This is a genomic window from Bacteroides sp. 1_1_30 (genome assembly GCF_020982715.1).
Classification (GTDB): domain Bacteria; phylum Bacteroidota; class Bacteroidia; order Bacteroidales; family Bacteroidaceae; genus Bacteroides; species Bacteroides xylanisolvens.
Window position 1 is genome coordinate 1 of the sequence record NZ_JAJKHN010000016.1, and the last position, 20,416, is coordinate 20,416.

Below are 20,416 nucleotides of genomic sequence, written 5' to 3' on the forward strand. Positions count from 1 at the left end.
CCTTTCAGGGCTTGTGGCTGGTGTGTTTTTTTCGTAGGGCGTTGCCCTACGCTATATAATTAAGCCCTTTCAGGGCATCCCAATAAATATATAATTGTAAGGCTTTCAGCCTAACCGATAAATTCTCATTTAACTGCAAAATTCCCATTTTAACCGATAAATTCCCATTTAACGAATGAAATATATAAATAAAGAATTATGAATAAAAGACCATTTATCATCTTATCAGCTTTTCTGTTGCTATTTTCCTTGATAGAAAAAGGGCAGGCTACAGAAACTTACCGTCCCGAGACATCGGTTGCCGGATTCATCCAGCTTCCCGGTAGCGGGCGACAAGTCTATAATTTCAATCCGGGATGGCGCTTTTTCAGAGGCGATGTCCGGGGAGCAGAAGCGGTAAACTTCGATGACCGTTCCTGGAATGTCGTTTCCACCCCTCATACCGTAGAGTTGATGCCGGCCGAAGGAAGTGGATGCCGCAATTATCAAGGACCGGCTTGGTACCGTAAGCACTTTGTCCTCCCCGCCGAAACAAAAGGGAAACGGGTAGTGCTTCATTTTGAAGCAGCTATGGGCAAACAGATTCTTTATCTGAATGGTAAACGCATCCAGGAACATCTGGGAGGTTATCTGCCTTTTACTTTAGACTTGACCGCCAATGGCGTACAAGCCGGAGACTCCTGTCTGCTCGCTGTTTTCACGGACAACAGTGATGACAAATCCTATCCTCCCGGAAAACGTCAATATACATTAGACTTTGCTTATCATGGTGGCATTTACCGTGATGTATGGATGATTGCCAAATCTCCGGTAGCTATTACTGACGCTATTGATTCACAAATCGTTGGCGGTGGAGGTGTATTCGTTCATTTTGATAAGATCAGTGAAAAGAGTGCGCAGGTATATGTAAACACCGAAGTTCAGAATGACGACGCCCGTTCCGAGTCAGTCACTGTAGAAACGACTTTGACAGACGCGGATGGAAAAGTAATCAAACGCAGTTCAGGAAAACTTTCTTTAAAGCCAGGAGAGAAAAAATCCATCCGTCAACAGATGGAAGTAAAGAATCCTACTCTTTGGTCACCGGATACACCTTATTTATATAGGGTACAATCACGTATTAAAAAAGGAAATAAATCCATTGACGGAGGCATTACCCGTGTCGGTATTCGTCTGGCAGAATTCCGTGGTAAAGACGGATTCTGGCTGAATGGCAAACCTTTCGGACAACTGGTAGGAGCCAATCGCCATCAGGATTTTGCATACGTAGGCAATGCTTTGCCGAACTCACAGCAATGGCGTGACGCCAAACGTCTGCGTGATGCCGGATGCACCATTATTCGTGTAGCCCACTATCCCCAAGACCCAGCCTTTATGGATGCCTGTGACGAGCTCGGCCTGTTCGTGATTGTCGCTACTCCAGGATGGCAATACTGGAACAAAGACCCGAAATTCGGGGAGTTGGTTCATCAGAATACCCGCGAAATGATTCGCCGTGACCGTAATCACCCTTCCGTACTGATGTGGGAACCCATCTTGAATGAAACCCGCTATCCGCTCGATTTTGCCTTGAAAGCTCTTGAGATTACCAAAGAAGAATATCCCTATCCGGGACGTCCGGTAGCTGCTGCCGATGTCCATTCGGCCGGAGTGAAAGAGCATTATGACGTTGTTTATGGCTGGCCGGGTGATGATGAAAAAGAAGACAAGCCGGAGCAATGTATCTTTACCCGTGAATTCGGGGAGAATGTAGACGACTGGTATGCTCACAACAATAATAACCGTGCCAGCCGCAGTTGGGGAGAACGCCCGTTACTGGTACAGGCTATGTCCTTGGCAAAGAGCTATGACGAGATGTATCGCACGACCGGTTTGTTTATCGGTGGTGCCCAATGGCATCCGTTCGACCATCAGCGTGGCTATCATCCGGACCCTTATTGGGGCGGCATTTATGATGCTTTCCGTCAGAAGAAATATGCGTATGAAGTATTTCGCAGCCAGTCGCCGGCTAGTCTCCAACACTCATTGGCAGAATGTGGCCCGATGATATTCATTGCTCATGAAATGTCACAATTCTCCGATAAGGACGTAGTTGTATTTACAAACTGTGATTCAGTCCGTCTTTCTATTTATGATGGAACGAAAACCTGGACGAAACCGGTGGTTCATGCCAAAGGGCACATGCCAAATACTCCCGTTATATTCGAGAATGTCTGGGACTTTTGGGAAGCACGCGGATATAGCTATACTCAAAAGAATTGGCAAAAAGTGAACATGGTTGCCGAAGGAATCATCAACGGAAAAGTGGTATGCACTCAAAAGAAAATGCCTTCCCGACGTTCCACCAAACTACGTCTTTATGTAGATACTCAAAAAGTGAACCTGGTAGCTGACGGCTCCGACTTTATCGTCGTAGTTGCTGAAGTAACCGATGATAGTGGAAATGTGCGCCGTCTGGCAAAAGAGAATATCGTTTTCACGGTAGAAGGTGAAGGAGAAATCATCGGAGATGCTACTATTGGCGCTAATCCCCGTGCGGTGGAGTTCGGCTCCGCTCCGGTGTTGATTCGTTCTACCCGGAAAGCCGGAAAAATAAAGGTGAAAGCCCGCGTACAGTTTGAGGGCACTCAAGCTCCGACAGCTACTGAAATTGAACTGGAAAGTGTTCCTGCAGAACTTCCTTTCTGCTATGAGGAACAGACTTATGAAATACAAAGGACAACACCGTCCACTCTCAATGCAAACCCGGCCAAGGAACCATCTGAAGGAAAAGTGCAACTGACAGAGGAAGAACGCCAACGGGTGTTAGATGAAGTAGAACGTCAACAGACTGAATTTGGAACTGAAAAATAGTACGATAAAAGTGATTAGCAGGTTAGTGATAAGTGATTAGCAGGGTGATCTGCCAACTTGTTTTTTATATGTTACTAAAGCACTATTCAAAAAAAAAGACTATCTTTGAGTACATTTAATTCCAATTATAGCCATCAATGAGAAAACGGAATATTCTAATACTATTACTATCCATGATAGGCATGTATGCTTTTGCCTATCCAAATATGATTGTAGAACACTACACGGCTGAACGTGGTTTGCCTAATAATATCGTAAACTGTACATTAAAAGGACAAGACGGATTTATCTGGTTCGGCACCTGGTATGGACTATGCAGCTTTGACGGAAGTAAATTCCGTTCCTACGATAACCATGACGGGTTTTATTCCACAGACATTCCGCCGCGTAAGATTCAGCGCATCGTAGAAGATAAGAATGGTTTTCTGTGGATTAAGACTATCGACCGTAAACTCTACCTGTTCGATAAACGGCATGAAAGCTTTCATGCCGTCTACGATGATGTGAAAGAATATTCCGAGAACATTCAGATTATCAAGATTCAGACGACCGAAGATGGCGACGTACTGTTGCTGACAAAAGATAAAAGCCTTTTGCGTGCGTACACCGACAAGGAAGGTAAAATAACGATGAAACAATTGCATGATTCGCGTCCTAACGTGAACGTGTACGACATGCGTCTGAAACACAACATATTCTGTGAAACAGCCGAGTTTATCAATTGGATCGGTATGGATTATCAGATTCTGTCCCTACGGAAAGGGGAAGCGCTGAAAGACAAACCTGCCGACTTTATACAGAAAAAGGTATCTGCCAACCCCGATCAGTTTACTTGTGCCTCCTATAATTCTAAATTCTTATGGTTGGGAGACAAGAAAGGCCACATTTATAGCATTGATCCGCAAAACGGAGTGGTTAACCGTTACGAGATACCGGAAATCAAACAGCCGGTTTCTAATTTGCTGGTAACGGAATCCGGTCTGATGTACATTACCACCAACGAAGGAGCATACGAGTACAATATCGGCTACAAACAGTTGACCAAGCTCCCCTTTACCATCCCCGAAAAGGACAATGGAATTATATTCTATGATAAATATGATAAGGTATGGTTTCAGGAGGGTAACCAGGCATTGACCTATTATGATCCCCTGAACAGAAGCCATTACCGCTTTACATTCCCCAATCAGAACGCAATTGGTAATTTTGAAATGCAGGATGCCGGCGAACAGGGTATGTTCTTTATGACTCCGGGAGGAGAAATTCTTCTATTCGACAGGGAGAAACTGGAAATGACCCGTATCAACCAATTGAAGCCTTTCTCCGACGATCTTCCCAATCAGCTTTTCTTCCATCTTCTGCTGGATAAAGATGGTATCCTTTGGCTGGCATCTACAAGCAGCGGAGTATACAGGCTTAATTTCCCCAAGAAGCAATTCCAACTGCTGACAGAAGTTTCTCCATCTCCGGTAGTGCCCGAGAGATCGACTTCCTGGAACCAGGGAATACGTGCTCTCTTCCAGGCGCAAAATGGAGACATTTGGGTAGGAACCCGCTGGCAAGCCTTGTATCGCCTGGATCGTAACGGACAAGTGAAACAAATCTTCTCGGATAAGAACTATCTATTGGGAGCCGTATATCATATTATGGAAGACAAAGACGGTAATCTTTGGTTTTCCACCAAAGGAAACGGGCTTGTCAAAGCCGAACCAGACATGAATTCACCGCACGGGTTGCGTTTTACCCGTTATATCAATGACCCCAAGAATCCGAATTCTATCAGTAACAACGATGTGTACTTTACCTATCAGGACAGCCAGGGACGCATTTGGGTCGGATTACTAGGAGGGGGTCTGAATCTAATTTCCGAAGAGAACGGAACAATTACCTTTATCCATAAATACAATGGCTTGAAACAATATCCTGCATACGGTCTTTATATGGAGGTGCGTACCATGACGGAAGATGAAGACGGACGTATTTGGGTAGGAACAATGGATGGACTGATGTCTTTCGACGGACATTTCACTGCCCCCGAACAGATCCAGTTTGAAACGTACCGCCAAGTCAGCGAAAATTCAAACGTAGCGGATAATGATATTTATGTACTCTACAAAGATACTGATTCGCAAATCTGGGTAAGTGTATTCGGAGGCGGTTTGAATAGATTAGTCCGCTATGATAAAGAAAAGCGTGAGCCGATTTTCAAATCATACGGCATACGTGAAGGAATGAATAACGATGTAGTCAAGTCTATCGTAGAAGATAAAAACGGTAACTTGTGGTTTACAACGGAAATTGGCTTGTCTTGCTTCAATAAAGCTACCGAACAGTTTCGTAACTACGACAAATACGACGGTTTCTTAAACGTGGAATTGGAAGAGGGTAGTGCCCTCCGTACCTTGAATGGAGATTTGTGGATTGGTACCCGGCAGGGAATCCTGACATTCTCTCCCGACAAACTGGAAACATTGCATACGAACTACGATACACGTATTGTTGACTTTAAAGTTTCCAACCGCGATCTGCGTAGTTTCCGCGAGTGTCCGATTCTGAAAGAATCCATCACATACGCCAAAGCAATCGAACTGAACTACAATCAATCCATGTTCACGATTGAATTTGCCGCATTGAATTTCTATAATCAGAACCGGGTATCTTACCGATATATACTTGAAGGATATGAAAAAGAATGGCATTATAACGGAAAGAATCGTATCGCTTCTTATACCAACGTACCTCCCGGAGACTATACATTCCGTGTAGAAACCGTAGATGAAGCCAATCCGGAGCTGGTTTCCAACTGTACATTGGCTATTACTATCCTTCCACCGTGGTGGTTGAGCTGGTGGGCAACCCTTATATATGTAATTCTAGGTTTGGCAGCTCTCTATTTCAGCCTGCGCCTGGCTTTCTTCATGCTTAAAATGAAGAATGATATTTATATCGAGCAGAAGGTATCGGAGATGAAAATCAAGTTCTTTACCAATATCTCCCATGAATTGCGCACTCCTTTGACATTGATAAAAGGTCCGATACAGGAACTAAGAGAACGCGAAAAGCTCTCTCCGAAAGGATTGCAATATGTGGATCTGATGGAGAAGAACACCAATCAGATGCTGCAATTAGTGAATCAGATCCTTGATTTCCGGAAGATTCAGAACGGCAAGATGCGTTTGCATGTGTCATTAATTGATTTTAATGAGATGATAGCTTCTTTCCAGAAAGAATTCCGGGTACTTTCCGAAGAAAACGAGATCAGTTTTACTTTCCAGTTGCCGGATGAACCGATTATGGTATGGGCGGACAAGGAGAAAATGAGCATTGTTATCCGCAACATCATATCCAACGCATTCAAATTCACTCATTCCGGAGGAAGTATTTATATAACTACCGGATTGACGGACGACGGTAAACGTTGTTATGTACGGGTGGAAGATAACGGAGTAGGTATTCCACAAAATAAACTGACCGAGATTTTCGAACGCTTCTCGCAAGGAGAGAACGCGAAAAACTCCTATTATCAAGGCACTGGTATCGGATTGGCACTTTCAAAAGAGATCGTCAATCTGCATCACGGACAGATTCGTGCCGAAAGTCCCGAAGGACAAGGAGCGGTGTTTATTGTAGAACTCCTGATGGATAAGGAGCATTACCGCCCGTCAGAAGTAGACTTCTATGTGGGAGATACGGAGACAGCCCCTGTTTCGGTAGAACAAGATCCTGTTGCAAATGCCATATCCGAAGACGGTACGGAAGAAGAACCGGAAATCGACGCTTCATTACCGACCCTTCTGTTGGTGGAAGATAACAAAGACCTTTGCCAGTTGATAAAGCTTCAGCTGGAGGACAAGTTCAATATCCATATTGCCAATAACGGAGTGGAAGGTTTGAAGAAAGTACACCTATATCATCCGGATATTGTGGTGACCGATCAGATGATGCCCGAAATGGATGGGCTTGAAATGTTGCAATCCATCCGCAAAGATTTCCAAATCAGTCATATCCCTGTCATTATCCTGACTGCGAAGAATGATGAAGGCGCCAAGACCAAAGCGATCACTTTAGGGGCGAACGCCTACATCACCAAACCTTTCAGTAAGGAATATCTGTTGGCACGTATCGACCAGTTGCTTGCCGAACGGAAACTGTTCCGTGAACGAATCCGTCAGCAAATGGAAAACCAGACGACGACCGAAGAAGACAGCTACGAACAATTTTTGGTAAAGAAAGACGTACAGTTCCTCGAAAAGATACATCAGGTCATTGAAGAAAATATGGATGACAGTGACTTTAACATTGACACCATAGCATCCGGTATCGGATTGAGCCGTTCGGCATTCTTCAAGAAACTGAAGAGTCTTACCGGCCTGGCACCCGTCGATCTGGTAAAAGAGATTCGTTTGAATAAATCTATCGAGCTGATTAAAAATACGGATTTAAGTGTTTCCGAAATTGCTTTTGCTGTCGGATTCAAGGATTCGGGATATTATAGTAAGTGTTTCCGGAAAAAATATAATCAGTCCCCTCGCGAATATATGAATGAATGGCGGAAAGGAGAGAGATAACCGATTACAAAATGCTTTCTTAATCGTCCTTTTAGAAACCTAATTAAGATTCGAAAGAATGAACAACATTAAGAAAGTATTATCAGCGTGGATGCTGGTTGCCTGTGTACTACCTGTGGCAGCCCAGTATCCTGTAATTCCGGACTCGGTAAAAGCAAGAGGAGCAAAACAAGAAGCGGAGTTTGAACGGAAATCGGATGCGGCATGGGAAAAAGCTTTGCCGACAGTGTTAGAAGAAGCAAAGAAAGGTCGTCCCTATAAGCCTTGGGCCTCCAAACCCGAAGATTTGATAAAAAGTAATATCCCGGCTTTCCCCGGCGCGGAAGGCGGAGGTATGTATACTCCCGGTGGTCGTGGAGGTAAAGTGATCGTGGTCACTTCGCTGGAAGATTCCGGCCCCGGAACATTGCGCGAAGCCTGTGAAACGGGAGGTGCACGTATTATTGTATTCAATGTAGCGGGAGTGATTCGTTTGAAAAGCCCGATTAGTGTACGTGCCCCTTATGTAACGATTGCCGGACAAACGGCTCCCGGAGATGGTATCTGCGTCACCGGACAATCTTTCCTGATCGATACACACGATGTCGTGATTCGTCACATGCGCTTCCGCCGCGGTGCGCAGGACGTAGCTTTCCGTGATGATGCAGTAGGAGGGAATGCGGTTGGAAATATTATGGTAGACCATTGCTCCGCCAGTTGGGGATTGGATGAAAATATGTCTATCTACCGTCATGTATACAACAGAGGGGCAGACGGACACGGGCTGAAACTTCCGACAGTAAACATTACCATCCAGAATTCTATTTTCTCTGAAGCATTGGATACCTACAATCATGCTTTCGGTGCAACCATCGGTGGGCATAACAGTATGTTCTGCCGTAATCTCTTTGCTTCCAACATCAGCCGGAACAGTTCGGTAGGTATGGACGGCGACTTTAACTTCGTCAATAATGTTGTTTTCAACTGGTGGAACCGTTCCGTAGACGGAGGCGATCACAACAGTTTCTACAATATGATAAACAACTATTTCAAACCCGGTCCGATCACTCCGATAGGTAAACCGATTTCTTATCGTATTCTCAAACCGGAAGCAGGACGTGACAAGAACAGACCGCTTTCATTCGGAAAAGCATACGTAAACGGAAATATTATCCATGGCAATGCTAAAGTTACAAAAGATAACTGGGACGGAGGCGTACAACTTAAAGAAGAGGTGGACGCCGCAAAGTTTTTGCCGCTAATTAAATCGGACGAGGCTTTCAAAATGCCACCGGTAACTGTAATGGATACCAAAAAAGCTTATACCTTTGTATTAGATAATGTAGGAGCTAATTTTCCGAAACGTGACGCAGTAGATGCACGTGTCATTAAAACCGTACAAACAGGAAAGGCCATTTATGCGAAAGATGCACCGGAGTTTGTCTCTCCTTACGTGAAGAGACGGTTACCGGCTGATTCTTACAAGCAAGGTATCATCACAGATATTCGTCAGGTAGGCGGACTGCCCGAATATAAAGGTGAAGCGGTAGTAGACTCGGACGGCGACGGTATGCCGGATATTTGGGAAATTGCCAACGGATTGAATCCGAATGACCCGACCGACGCCAACATGGACTGCAACGGTGACGGATATACCAATATTGAAAAATACATCAATGGTATAGACACCAGAAAGAAAGTGGACTGGACAGACTTGAAGAACAATTACGATACATTGTCTAAACGGAAAAGTCTGTTGTAACCGGATGAAAAGAGATTAAAGTTTATTGTAATGAATATACAAGTAAGAACGATCCTTTTAGGATTATTGAGCATTGGGTTTGTGCAAAGTTATGCGCAAACCTTTGCTTTACAGGTTAAGAATGACCAGATCACTTACCTGAATGATGATCGGGGAAACCGGATTCTCGATTTCTCTACATGCGGATATAAATCCTCCGAACAGAATATTCCTTCTGTCCGCAATGTGGTATTTGTACCTTGGAAAGCCGGAGATAATACTGCGCGCATTCAACGTGCCATTGATTATGTAGCTTCGCTGACTCCCGACGCTTCCGGTTTTCGGGGAGCCGTATTACTCGATCAGGGAGAGTTTTCCCTGTCCGGCAGTATTCGTATCTCCGCATCCGGAATTGTATTGCGGGGAACGGATAAAGAAAAAACAATACTGCTGAAAAAGGGCGTAGACAGAGGTGCGCTTATCTATATGGAAGGAGTGGACGACCTGAATGTGCAAGACACATTGAAGGTGCTTTCCCACTATGTTCCGGTAAACGCGAGAACATTGGAAGTCGCTTCGGGTGTTTCTCTGAAAAAAGGAGATCGTGTCATGGTTACCCGTCCTTCCGGCAAAGAATGGATTGCCTCTTTGGGTTGTGATATCTTTGGAGGAGGTATCAGCGCTTTGGGATGGAAAGAAGGTGACATGGATCTGACTTGGGACAGAACAGTCTGCGAAGTAAACGGCAACCAGATAACACTGGATACTCCGCTAACCGTAGCTTTGGATGCTAACTATGGAACTTCTTCCCTGTTGACTTATCAATGGAACGGACGTATTCACGATTGTGGCGTAGAAAATATGACACTGATTTCTGATTACGACAAGCGTTATCCTAAAGACGAGGATCATTGCTGGACAGGTATCTCCATTGAAGATGCGGAAAACTGTTGGGTGAGACTGGTTAACTTCAAGCATTTTGCAGGAAGCGCTGTGATTGTTCAGCGCACAGGTTCCAAAATTACCGTTGAAGACTGTATCTCGAAAGAACCCGTTTCAGAAATCGGAGGGATGCGTCGTTGCACTTTCCATACGTTGGGACAACAAACCTTATTTCAACGCTGCTATTCGGAACAGGGTATTCATGACTTTGCTGCCGGATATTGCGCAGCCGGTCCCAATGCTTTTGTACAATGTGATTCGTACGAATCTTTGGGATTCAGTGGTTCTATTGATGCCTGGGCGTGCGGACTGTTGTTTGACGTAGTAAATATCGACGGTCATAACCTGACTTTCAAGAATTTGGGACAAGATAAAAACGGAGCCGGTTGGAATACGGCAAACAGCTTGTTTTGGCAATGTACCGCAGCGGAAATCGAATGTTATGCCCCGGCAAAAGATGCGATGAACCGTGCATACGGTTGTTGGGCACAATTCTCCGGTGACGGTGAATGGGCACAATCCAACAATCATGTACAACCTCGCAGTATTTTTTATGCTCAATTGGGAGAACGGTTGAACAAAGAATGTGCGGAACGTGCACGTATTCTGCCCAGAAATACAAGTGCAACCAGTAGTCCTACAGTGGAAGTAGCTATGGAACTCGCTAAAGAAGCATATAAACCACGGTTGACGTTGGAACATTGGATAGGTGATAATAAGTTTGCTCCTTCGGTGGCATCAACCGGAGTAAAATCAATTGATGACATTAAAGAGAAAAAGAGCGCTGCACTTGCAAAATCTTCTTCTTCTTCTACTGCTGCTAAATTATTAACCCAACCGGAAGTAACTGTAACCAATGGACGTATTCAGATGAACGGTGCTCTATTGGTGGGAGGCAGTCATACCACCCCTTGGTGGAACGGAAAGCTCAAAACCAATTATCTGAAAAAGGCAAGTCCGGCCATCACCCGCTTTGTGCCGGGACGTGAGGGATTGGGATTAACCGACCGCATTGATTCTGTAGTTGACTTCATGAAACAGAAAAACATTCTTGTTTTCGATCAAAATTACGGTCTTTGGTATGACCGTCGCCGGGATGACCACGAACGGGTTCGCCGTCGGGATGGTGATGTATGGGGACCTTTCTATGAACAGCCATTCGGTCGTAGCGGTCAGGGAACAGCATGGGAAGGATTGAGCAAATATGATTTGAAACGCCCTAATGCATGGTACTGGAGCCGCTTAAAAGAATTTGCAGAAAAAGGAAATAAGGACGGACTGCTGTTGTTCCATGAAAACTATTTCCAGCACAATATATTGGAAGCCGGTGCGCATTGGGTAGATTCTCCATGGAGAAGCAGCAATAACATCAATCAGACCGGATTTCCTGAACCTGCTCCATTTGCCGGAGACAAACGAATCTTTGTGGCGGATATGTTCTATGACATCAGTCATCCTGTTCGTCGTGAATTGCACAGACAATATATCCGTCAGTGCCTGAATAACTTCGCGGACAATTCGAATGTTATTCAGTTGACAAGTGCCGAATTTACAGGTCCGTTGCATTTCGTACAATTTTGGTTGGACGTGATAGCCGAATGGGAAACTGAAACCGGAAAGAAAGCAAAAGTGGCATTGAGTACAACGAAAGACGTACAGGATGCAATCCTTGCAGATCCCAAACGCGCTGCCGTAGTAGATATTATTGATATTCGATACTGGCATTATAAGACGGATGGAATCTTTGCGCCGGAAGGTGGAAAGAATATGGCGCCACGTCAGCACATGCGTAAGATGAAAGTAGGAAAGGTGACTTTCACAGAAGCATATAAAGCTGTCAATGAGTATCGTCAGAAATTTCCTCAAAAGGCAGTGACATTCTACGCACAGAATTATCCGGCTATGGGATGGGCTGTATTTATGGCAGGAGGTTCATGTCCTGTAATTCCGTGTACAGATAAAGCGTTTCTGAAGGATGCAGCAGCAATGGAAGTGGAAGAAACAAATACGGATGAGTACAAGAAAATGGTAAAATCTGATATTGGAAGTATCATTTATTCCAAGTCCGGAACAGAAATTCCAGTTCAATTATCGTCCGGAAAGTATGTATTAAAGTACATTCATCCTGCTTCCGGAAAGATCGAAATGATGAATAAATCACTGAAAATAAATGGTTTATACAAACTAAAGGTGCCAGATAAGAAAGAAGGTATTTATTGGTTCCATAAGTTATAAAGCAGAGAATCCCGTTGAAGACCATTCAGCGGGATTTTTGCTTTTTATTGGTAATTTCTAGTAAAAGAGTGTTATAAAACATGATACTTGTTTTTTCAATCCACAAACCAGATTTTACCCAAGGTTGCAGTCGATACTGCTTAGCTTTGCAACATCAAATCAATCGAATTAATGCTATGATGGAACAGACTAATCATTCAACCGACACTTTGCTCGCTTCTTTTCAAGCGGGAAATATGGCAGCTTTTTCACAGCTGTATAACTTGCACATCAACGTCCTTTTTAATTACGGATTGAAGTTGACCATTGATAAAGAGTTACTGAAAGATTGTATTCATGACATCTTCGTGAAACTCTATACAAAGAAAGATGAATTAGGAACAATCGATAATTTGAGATCTTATTTATTCATCTCCTTAAAGAATAAGTTGTGTGATGAACTTCGCAGACGTATGTATATGTCTGATACGGCAGTAGAAGAAGTTAGCATATCCACTCCTACAGATGTAGAAGATGATTATATGGAAGAAGAGCAACGCAAGAATGAATTCTCATTGGTAAGACGTCTCTTAGACCAATTATCTCCCCGCCAACGTGAAGCGCTTACATTATATTATATAGAAGAAAAGAAATACGAGGATATCTGCGAGATTATGAATATGAATTATCAGTCTGTACGCAACCTGATGCATCGCGGATTGACAAAGTTGCGTAGTCTGGCGAGTTAATTTTAGTAAAAAGGTAAATGGGTTGAGTACATAGACAGGATAACGCCGTCCTACTTATGTAAACGCTTAAAAAGGATGCGATATGTGCTCAAAGGTAATGGATTTTTTGACGGATGATGATTTTATCAACTATGTGCTGGGTGTAACTTCACAATCAGCTTCCCAATGGGAAACTTATTTCAGAGAGCACCCGGAAGAGATGGCAGATGCAGAAGAAGCTAAAGCTGTATTATTGGCTCCGGCAAATGTAGACTGTGGCTTCTCAATAGTTGAAAATAACGAATTGAAAGATAGGATTATTAGTAGTATAAAAGATTTTTCGGGTATTTTGTAGATAGGTTAGTATAGTTAAGATAAAGTAGTTAGGTTAGTTAAGGCATTAAAAGATTGACGCAGTCTTTCACAGGAAGTTTAATTTTAAACACTGTGAAAGGCTGCGTTTTTTATTTGTTCTATTCAGGTTTATCGCTAGATTCCTGAATATTGAAAGCACTACTGAAACTGACAATTAATACGATGCATCCGCCCAATATGCCGATAAGCATATAAGCGATACGGATATCGAACGCCTGCGAGATGGCACCGATAAGCAGGGGAGCAATCAACGAACCTATAAAACTGATACTTGACAGAATGGTAAGTGCAATACTGACCGGTGTTTTTGATTTGGCTCCCACGAAGCTGTACAAAGTAGGCACAATACAGGAAATACCCAAGCCGACCAGCATGAAACCCAAAGAATTGATAATTACTTTCATGGCCATAGATTCGAAAACTCCTCCTAACAGGGCAGAAATAAAAAAGCCGATACAGATAAAGCTGCCCGCCAGTTGCAGGACTTTCTTCTTTCCCCAAAGCTGATAAGCATAGTTAGTCAGAAAACGGCCCGTTGCCATCATAATCATAAATACAAGAAAACCGATTTGCAATGATTTAGGTACATGAACCACTGATTCGAAATAAACGGCACTCCAGTCGAACATCGCACTTTCTACAATCAGTGCGAACAGTCCGACAAGTCCTAACTGCAAAAGCAACATTTCCGGTTTTTGAAATAACAGGCGAAAACCATTGGGAGCTTTGGCTGCATTTCTTTCCTGCGTCTTTGTATCAGAAACTTCCGTTTCCTGCGATGCGCTCTCCTGCAAATATTTCCGCCCGGAAAGTGCAATTATAAGGATGATGATAAATATCAGTGTATAATGCCAGATGGGGGAGACTCCTGCCAAAATCATTACGAAGCCGATAAGTGCTCCTGCACATGCCCCCAGACTCCATCCTCCATGAAAAGTGGCCATAATGGTTTTACCATAGATACGTTCCACCTCAATGCCTTGTGTATTGAATGATATATCGCACAAATTCCAGCACACCCCGAAGCAAAAGAGCAGAAAGCCTAAAAGATAGACCTCATGGGCCAGCCCAATGCAAAGCAGGGATGAAGCGTATCCCAAGATACTGACCTGTACCATGCTCCGGCTTCCTAACTTCGAAACAAGATAACCAGCCAAGGGGATCGCGACAAATTTTCCGACAGGGATCATAAATAAAATCAGTCCCCAGTAGAAAGCATAATTTGCGGCAAAAACGTCTTTGAAATCAGGGATTCGACTAGCCCAACTTGCCATACAAAGTCCTTGAGCGAAGAAAAAAGTCAATATGGCAAAGCGTATTCTCTCTTTTGGATGCGTAAATTGGTTATTCATGCATTTTTTATTTTTAATCGCGGCAAAGGTATCTATTTTTTTTGTACTTTTGCGCCCGATTTAAAAATATCATATTCATGAAGACAGGCGAATCTTTATTATCCATAGGTAAATTTATTGCAGAATATTCAGCCCATTTAATGGGAGCCGGAGTACACACCTCGCGGGTAGTACGTAACACAAAGCGTATTGGAGAGGCTTTCGGACTAGATGTCAAATTAAGCGTATTTCATAGAAACATCATTCTGACTATTATAGACAAAGAAACAAACGAGGCTTGTAACGAGGTTATAGACATTCCTGCACACCCGATCAGTTTTGAACATAATTCAGAGTTAAGCGCATTGAGCTGGGAAGCAGTAGACAATCATTTGTCATTGGAAGAATTGAAAGACAAATACAAGAAGATTATTTCTGCTCCGCGGATACATCCACTTTTCGTTTTACTACTGGTAGGATTTGCCAATGCGTCTTTCTGCAAATTGTTCGGCGGTGATTTAATTTCGATGGGAATTGTGTTCTCGGCTACCATTACAGGATTCTACCTGAAACAACAAATGCAGGCGAAAAAGATCAATCATTATGTTGTATTTATAGTCTCGGCTTTTGTTGCTTCCCTGTGTGCTTCCACCGCGCTAATTTTCGACACAACTTCGGAGATTGCCATGGCAACCAGCGTGCTTTATCTTGTGCCTGGGGTGCCTTTGATTAATGGCGTGATTGATGTAGTAGAGGGATATGTATTAACAGGATTTGCCCGTCTGACAGAGGCTTCTTTGTTGATTGTCAGCATCGCTATCGGACTTTCCTTCACATTATTAATGGTAAAAAACAGTTTAATTTGATATGATAGCACTTGACATTCTTACGGATGGATTTTTTGCAGCAATAGCAGGTATAGGATTTGGTGCGATTTCCGATCCTCCTTTGCGTGCATTCAAAATGATTGCCATACTGGCAGCACTGGGACACGCCTGTCGTTTTTGTTTGATGACCTATTTAGGCGTGGATATTGCCACAGGTTCGTTGTTTGCCGGATTAGTCATCGGCTTCGGTAGTTTGTGGTTAGGGAAAAAAGTATATTGCCCGATGACGGTATTGTACATTCCGGCGTTACTTCCCATGATTCCGGGAAAGTTTGCATACAACATGGTATTTTCACTTATCATGTGTCTGCAAAATGTGAATGATCCGGATAAGCTGGACAAGTTTATGTCGATGTTCTTCTCTAATACTCTGATAGCAAGCACAGTGATTTTCATGTTGGCGGTAGGAGCTACGTTCCCGATGTTCCTGTTCCCACATAGAGCCTTTTCATTAACAAGACACTAAAACGAACGTTTATGGAGATTTTTTGGAGAACAATTGCATATTATAATTCAGCTACCTGGCTGTTACAGATAGTTATCATTCTGATTGGTATTGCATTGACCGGATTGCTTATCGGTCGACCACGTCCGTGGGTGAAAATGGCGATGAAGTTCTATATGATAGGTCTGTATACGTGGATTTCTCTAGTCTACTATTATATCTACTGTGAAGAGCGTAGCTATAATGGGGTGATGGCTATGTTTTGGGGTGTGATGGCTATCATTTGGATATGGGATGCGATTACGGGATATACTACCTTCGAACGTACCCACAAATATGATCTACTGTCTTATGTCCTGTTGGCAATGCCTTTTATATATCCTTTGGTTTCATTGGCACGCGGACTTTCATTCCCGGAAATGACTTCTCCGGTCATGCCTTGTTCGGTAGTGGTGTTTACCATCGGATTGTTATTGCTGTTTGCGCAAAAGGTCAATATGTTTTTGGTATTGTTCCTTTGCCACTGGTCGCTGATCGGATTATCCAAAACTTATTTCTTTCAGATTCCGGAAGATTTCTTATTGGCAAGTGCTACGATCCCCGGCCTGTATCTTTTCTTTAGGGAGTATTTCCTGAATAATCTGCATGCCGACACCAAGCCGAAAGCAAAATATATCAATTGGCTGTTGATAAGCGTTTGCGTCGGACTGGCCGTGTTGCTGACTACTACCATGTTTTTGGAATTGGTTCCGAAAGGTTAATCCGGAAACATAGAAGATATTCAAATCAAAAAAAGAGGCCGTTCAAAAAAGCCTTGATCTTATAAAATGGTCCTTACTACGATAGGTTGTAGTAAGGACGATTTTTCTTTTAGAAACTTTGGGAACAGTTTCTTTTATATATTGTATCGTTTACTTAATTGCGTAGAATATCCGTAAGGCACACTGCATCACTGCATCAGGCAACCATTTTTTGCTCTTCGCAAACAACACCTGTATCCATGGACCTACTTTCGTCCGAAAAGGAGGATTGGTACGTTCCACTATCTTACAGATGGCAGCACCCAACTTCTGCGGATGGCATCCATTACGTTCTTCTTTTTCTATAATCTCCAATGATTTCAGAAAACTTTCTCCGTAATCAGCATCCAGTCTTGTCTGTTCGGAGATATTCCGGTTATCAGTAAATCCGGTGTTGAAATCTCCCGGTTCTACTACACAAACCTTTATATGGAACGGATGAACCTCTAAAGCCAATGCTTCGCTATATCCCTCCACTGCAAATTTCGAAGCAGAATAAAATCCCTGATAGGGGATTCCCATTACACCACCGATAGAGCTGATATTGATAATCTTGCCCTTTCGCGCCTTTCTCATAGATGGCAAAACTGCTTTACACATATTCACTACACCGAAGAAGTTTGTATTCATTTGTATATTCACTTCTTCTTCAGTGGCAAGTTCCAATGCGCCGCCGATACCTATTCCGGCATTATTAATCAATACGTCAATCCGTCCCTGCTCCGATAGAATCCGCTCTACGGCCTGACAAACGGAAAGGAAATTGGTAACATCGACAACAAGCATCTTTACTTGATTCATGTCTTCGGAAGGTTTCCGGCTTGTTCCATAAACGATGTGCCCTCGTTCCGATAACATTTGAGCGGTAATCTTGCCGAATCCGGAAGATGCTCCGGTGATAAGTATGACTTGTGGTTGCATATTTCTTATTTGCGGTATGGTACTAACTGCTCAATTATCATTTCTCCAAGATAGCAGTCATTTCTTCCCGCCAATCTTCACCATTCTTCGGCTGGAACGTTTCAAATCCGAGTTCCTTGCCTATATGGATATTTGAAGCGCCGTCATCAACAAATAAAGTTTCGGAAGGAATGATATTACAATCATTCACCATAAATTCGAAAATTTCGGGTGCAGGTTTCGTGTGACCGACCTGATAAGACAAATATAGTTTGTCACAATAATCATTCAACGGCTTTTTCTTCGATGAGAAATCGGGGCTGCATGCCCACGACATAACAAAAGGATTGGTATTACTTAGAATATACACATGATAAGACTTTCTCAATTCCAATATATAATCGAGTTTATTTAGATTCACTTCATTGAAAAAGCCCAGCCATGCCTGTTTGGTTTCCTCCATCGTCAATGGACGGCCACATAAATCCCCCAGTTGTTTCCGAAACTCATCCGCGCTTAGCTTTCCTTCTTCCAATTCTTGAAAGATGCCGGTCTGGTGATATTTATCCAGCCGGGTATCAGCATCTGCCAGTCCCAGTTTGATAAATGCCTGAACCGCTTTGTCACGATCAATATCTACAATCACTCCTCCAAAATCAAATACAATGTTTTTAATCATGATATATAATTTTCTTGTTTGCTACAAAGATACGGCTTATCTTCTTAATTAATAGCCCGCAACGGCTTGATATTTGTCAAAAAAACATAGTGACGCTATCCTGTCAGGATAGTGACGCCATTTAGCAAGGATAGTGTCACTATAAGAACAGGATAGCGTCACTATATTTTGTGTAACTTATAGAAGCATAAATGCCGATTATTTTTTATATTTGCAAATCCAATCAATCCTTTGCAAAGACAAAAATAGAGTTATGAATAATCTTCGAATTTTATTGTATATGATGCTCCTTTCACTAGCTGCCTGTCATCCGGAAGGGACGAGCGTGAAGCAAGGGCTGGACAAGGCTGCGCAACTGATGGAGCAGGACCCTGATACAGCATCCATTATTCTTGAGACTATTCAGTCAAGCCAAATGAATGAGGCTCAACTGGCAGAGTATAATTTATTGTGTACCCAGCTCAACGAGGATAAAAACATTCCTCATTCCTCTGATAAGCAGATTAGGCAGGCGGCATCTTATTATGAGAAGAATGGCGATGAATATCAAAAATCAAAAGCATATTATTATCTTGCCTGTGTAGAAAGTGATTTGGAACAGAAAGAGGATGCAGAGATCCACTTTAAGGAGGCAATCAAACTTGCCAAAGAAACAGAGGAATACGATCATCTGGCAAAAATATGCAAACGATGTAGTCTTTATTATCAGAAATACGGTAACTTTGATGAAGCACTGGAAATGGAAAGAAAGGCATACGCCAGTCAGTTGATGTTAAACGATAACAAAAGTGATTCTTCGGTCATTCTGTCTTCTGCTTTAGGTATGTTTGGTGTGATGTCTTTGTTGCTTGGACTACTCTGGCAGAAAAACCGGCACGCACTTTCCCAACTGGATCTTTTCAAAGAGGAAATACTGAAGAAAGATGTCGAGTCGGATAAGCTGATGTTGCAATGTAATCATCTCGAAGAGAAGTATCAGTCTCTTCAACTACATATCTATGAAAGTTCTCCGGTTGTCTCAAAAGTACGGCAGTTTAAGGAACGGAATGTTTTGTCTTCTAAAATCCCTTCTTTCTCCGAGAAAGACTGGACAGAGTTGCTGCGACTTCAAGAGAATGTCTATGGACTTGTTTCTAAATTGAAAGAGATAAGTCCAAAACTCACGGAAGAAGATTTAAGGGTATGTGCTTTTCTACGGGAAGGAGTTCAACCGGCTTATTTTGCTGATTTAATGAAACTTACTACCGAAACGCTGACACGAAGAATTTCCAGAATAAAAACGGAGAAACTGATGCTGGCAAACTCGAAAGAATCATTGGAAGATATTGTTAAGTCATTGGGGGCTTCACCACTTTAACGGAGAAATTTATTTCAGTGCAGAAATGAATGAAAGTTTTGTCTACTATAAAGTTGAAAAAACATAAAACATCTGCCACCTGCAACGAAAAGCGTGTAATATACTAGTTGACAAATAGTTGGAGCGTTGCAGATACCTGTGGCAGATAGGTTGCAGATACTTTATCTGCAACACGTTATATAATCAAAGAAAAAGCCTTGATTCCTTTACGCAAAGCTATGGGATAATTGGGATGGCTCTATGGATAATTTATAGTCCCTATGGAGAAACGACAGTATCCTTACGTAGAAACTGTAGTTTCCTGCCTTGGGAACTCTCGTTTCCTACCGTGGAAACTGTAGTTTCTAATGCAGGAAACTACAATTCCCCGCCTGGAAACAGGAAGTTATGTATTCAAATAAACTTTTGCACTCCTAGAGAATTAGCTTATGTAAAGTTTATACTGCGTTGCAGATAAAGTATCTGCAACCTATCTGCCGCAGGTATCTGCAACGTTCCAACTATTTATCAACTAGCACATTACACGCTTTTCGTTGCAGGTGGCAGATGTTTTTACGTTTTTCAACTTTATAGTAGGGGATTACGCATCACAATTATGCTCAAAACTGTAAGTAATG

Annotated in this window: 13 protein-coding genes; 10 read left to right on the top strand and 3 right to left on the bottom strand. The window is 42.8% G+C overall.

Annotated features, from left to right (window positions below; translation table 11 throughout):
- Positions 1-198 precede the first annotated feature (198 nt).
- From LPH68_RS06160 to LPH68_RS06185, 6 genes are all read left to right on the top strand, one after another.
- Entirely contained in the window at positions 199-2,853 is a 2,655-nt protein-coding gene (locus LPH68_RS06160; RefSeq protein ID WP_151923120.1) for a glycoside hydrolase family 2 protein, read from the top strand.
- Positions 2,854-2,990: 137 nt separating this feature from the next.
- On the top strand, positions 2,991-7,421 hold the full coding sequence (locus LPH68_RS06165; RefSeq protein ID WP_151923121.1) for a two-component regulator propeller domain-containing protein: 4,431 nt from the start codon (positions 2,991-2,993) through the stop codon (positions 7,419-7,421).
- 58 nt (positions 7,422-7,479) lie between these two features.
- Positions 7,480-9,162, top strand: a complete 1,683-nt coding sequence (locus LPH68_RS06170) for a polysaccharide lyase (RefSeq protein WP_008775700.1) — start codon at positions 7,480-7,482, stop codon at positions 9,160-9,162.
- Positions 9,163-9,192: 30 nt separating this feature from the next.
- Positions 9,193-12,318: a DUF6298 domain-containing protein gene (locus tag LPH68_RS06175; protein WP_151923122.1), complete on the top strand. Its 3,126-nt coding sequence runs from the start codon at positions 9,193-9,195 to the stop codon at positions 12,316-12,318.
- Between the two features lie 176 nt (positions 12,319-12,494).
- Positions 12,495-13,046 (top strand): RNA polymerase sigma factor, encoded by a 552-nt coding sequence (locus LPH68_RS06180; RefSeq protein WP_004296026.1) that lies wholly within the window; start codon positions 12,495-12,497, stop codon positions 13,044-13,046.
- Positions 13,047-13,128: 82 nt separating this feature from the next.
- Positions 13,129-13,380 (top strand): hypothetical protein, encoded by a 252-nt coding sequence (locus tag LPH68_RS06185; protein WP_151923123.1) that lies wholly within the window; start codon positions 13,129-13,131, stop codon positions 13,378-13,380.
- Positions 13,381-13,498: 118 nt separating this feature from the next.
- Here LPH68_RS06185 and LPH68_RS06190 read toward each other — a convergent pair whose 3' ends face one another.
- A complete protein-coding gene (locus LPH68_RS06190) occupies positions 13,499-14,752 on the bottom strand; it encodes an MFS transporter (RefSeq protein WP_151923124.1) in 1,254 nt (417 codons plus the stop codon).
- A gap of 77 nt (positions 14,753-14,829) precedes the next feature.
- Here LPH68_RS06190 and LPH68_RS06195 point away from each other — a divergent pair, with 77 nt between their 5' ends.
- From LPH68_RS06195 to LPH68_RS06205, 3 genes are read left to right on the top strand one after another with little or no spacing between them, the layout of a single operon-like run.
- Positions 14,830-15,597 carry a threonine/serine exporter family protein gene (locus LPH68_RS06195; RefSeq protein ID WP_004296023.1) on the top strand — a complete coding sequence of 256 codons (768 nt, stop codon included), beginning with the start codon at positions 14,830-14,832 and terminating at the stop codon, positions 15,595-15,597.
- 1 nt (position 15,598) lies between these two features.
- Positions 15,599-16,084: a threonine/serine exporter family protein gene (locus LPH68_RS06200; RefSeq protein ID WP_004309747.1), complete on the top strand. Its 486-nt coding sequence runs from the start codon at positions 15,599-15,601 to the stop codon at positions 16,082-16,084.
- Between the two features lie 11 nt (positions 16,085-16,095).
- Positions 16,096-16,824 carry a DUF6064 family protein gene (locus LPH68_RS06205; protein WP_004296021.1) on the top strand — a complete coding sequence of 243 codons (729 nt, stop codon included), beginning with the start codon at positions 16,096-16,098 and terminating at the stop codon, positions 16,822-16,824.
- A 150-nt stretch (positions 16,825-16,974) separates the two neighbouring features.
- Here the strand turns inward: LPH68_RS06205 and LPH68_RS06210 are convergent, their stop codons facing one another.
- Together LPH68_RS06210 and LPH68_RS06215 are read right to left on the bottom strand one after the other, a co-directional pair.
- A complete protein-coding gene (locus tag LPH68_RS06210; protein ID WP_049702847.1) occupies positions 16,975-17,784 on the bottom strand; it encodes an SDR family oxidoreductase in 810 nt (269 codons plus the stop codon).
- Positions 17,785-17,821: 37 nt separating this feature from the next.
- Positions 17,822-18,442, bottom strand: a complete 621-nt coding sequence (locus LPH68_RS06215) for an HAD family phosphatase (RefSeq protein ID WP_004314330.1) — start codon at positions 18,440-18,442, stop codon at positions 17,822-17,824.
- Between the two features lie 253 nt (positions 18,443-18,695).
- On the opposite strand from LPH68_RS06215, the gene LPH68_RS06220 reads away from it, so the two are divergent.
- The gene (locus LPH68_RS06220) at positions 18,696-19,799 is read left to right on the top strand and encodes a tetratricopeptide repeat protein (RefSeq protein WP_151923125.1); all 1,104 of its coding nucleotides are present in this window, start codon (positions 18,696-18,698) and stop codon (positions 19,797-19,799) included.
- The last annotated feature ends 617 nt before the right edge of the window (positions 19,800-20,416 follow it).

Excerpts from the sequence above, each read along its gene's own strand:
- LPH68_RS06165 (WP_151923121.1), top strand. The coding sequence starts at position 2,991 with ATGAGAAAACGGAATATTCTAATACTATTACTATCCATGATAGGCATG.
- LPH68_RS06175 (WP_151923122.1), top strand. The coding sequence starts at position 9,193 with ATGAATATACAAGTAAGAACGATCCTTTTAGGATTATTGAGCATTGGG.
- LPH68_RS06160 (WP_151923120.1), top strand. The coding sequence starts at position 199 with ATGAATAAAAGACCATTTATCATCTTATCAGCTTTTCTGTTGCTATTT.
- LPH68_RS06190 (WP_151923124.1), bottom strand. The coding sequence starts at position 14,752 with ATGAATAACCAATTTACGCATCCAAAAGAGAGAATACGCTTTGCCATA.
- LPH68_RS06185 (WP_151923123.1), top strand. The coding sequence starts at position 13,129 with ATGTGCTCAAAGGTAATGGATTTTTTGACGGATGATGATTTTATCAAC.
- LPH68_RS06210 (WP_049702847.1), bottom strand. The coding sequence starts at position 17,784 with ATGCAACCACAAGTCATACTTATCACCGGAGCATCTTCCGGATTCGGC.
- LPH68_RS06215 (WP_004314330.1), bottom strand. The coding sequence starts at position 18,442 with ATGATTAAAAACATTGTATTTGATTTTGGAGGAGTGATTGTAGATATT.
- LPH68_RS06205 (WP_004296021.1), top strand. The coding sequence starts at position 16,096 with ATGGAGATTTTTTGGAGAACAATTGCATATTATAATTCAGCTACCTGG.
- LPH68_RS06200 (WP_004309747.1), top strand. The coding sequence starts at position 15,599 with ATGATAGCACTTGACATTCTTACGGATGGATTTTTTGCAGCAATAGCA.
- LPH68_RS06170 (WP_008775700.1), top strand. The coding sequence starts at position 7,480 with ATGAACAACATTAAGAAAGTATTATCAGCGTGGATGCTGGTTGCCTGT.
- LPH68_RS06180 (WP_004296026.1), top strand. The coding sequence starts at position 12,495 with ATGATGGAACAGACTAATCATTCAACCGACACTTTGCTCGCTTCTTTT.
- LPH68_RS06195 (WP_004296023.1), top strand. The coding sequence starts at position 14,830 with ATGAAGACAGGCGAATCTTTATTATCCATAGGTAAATTTATTGCAGAA.
- LPH68_RS06220 (WP_151923125.1), top strand. The coding sequence starts at position 18,696 with ATGAATAATCTTCGAATTTTATTGTATATGATGCTCCTTTCACTAGCT.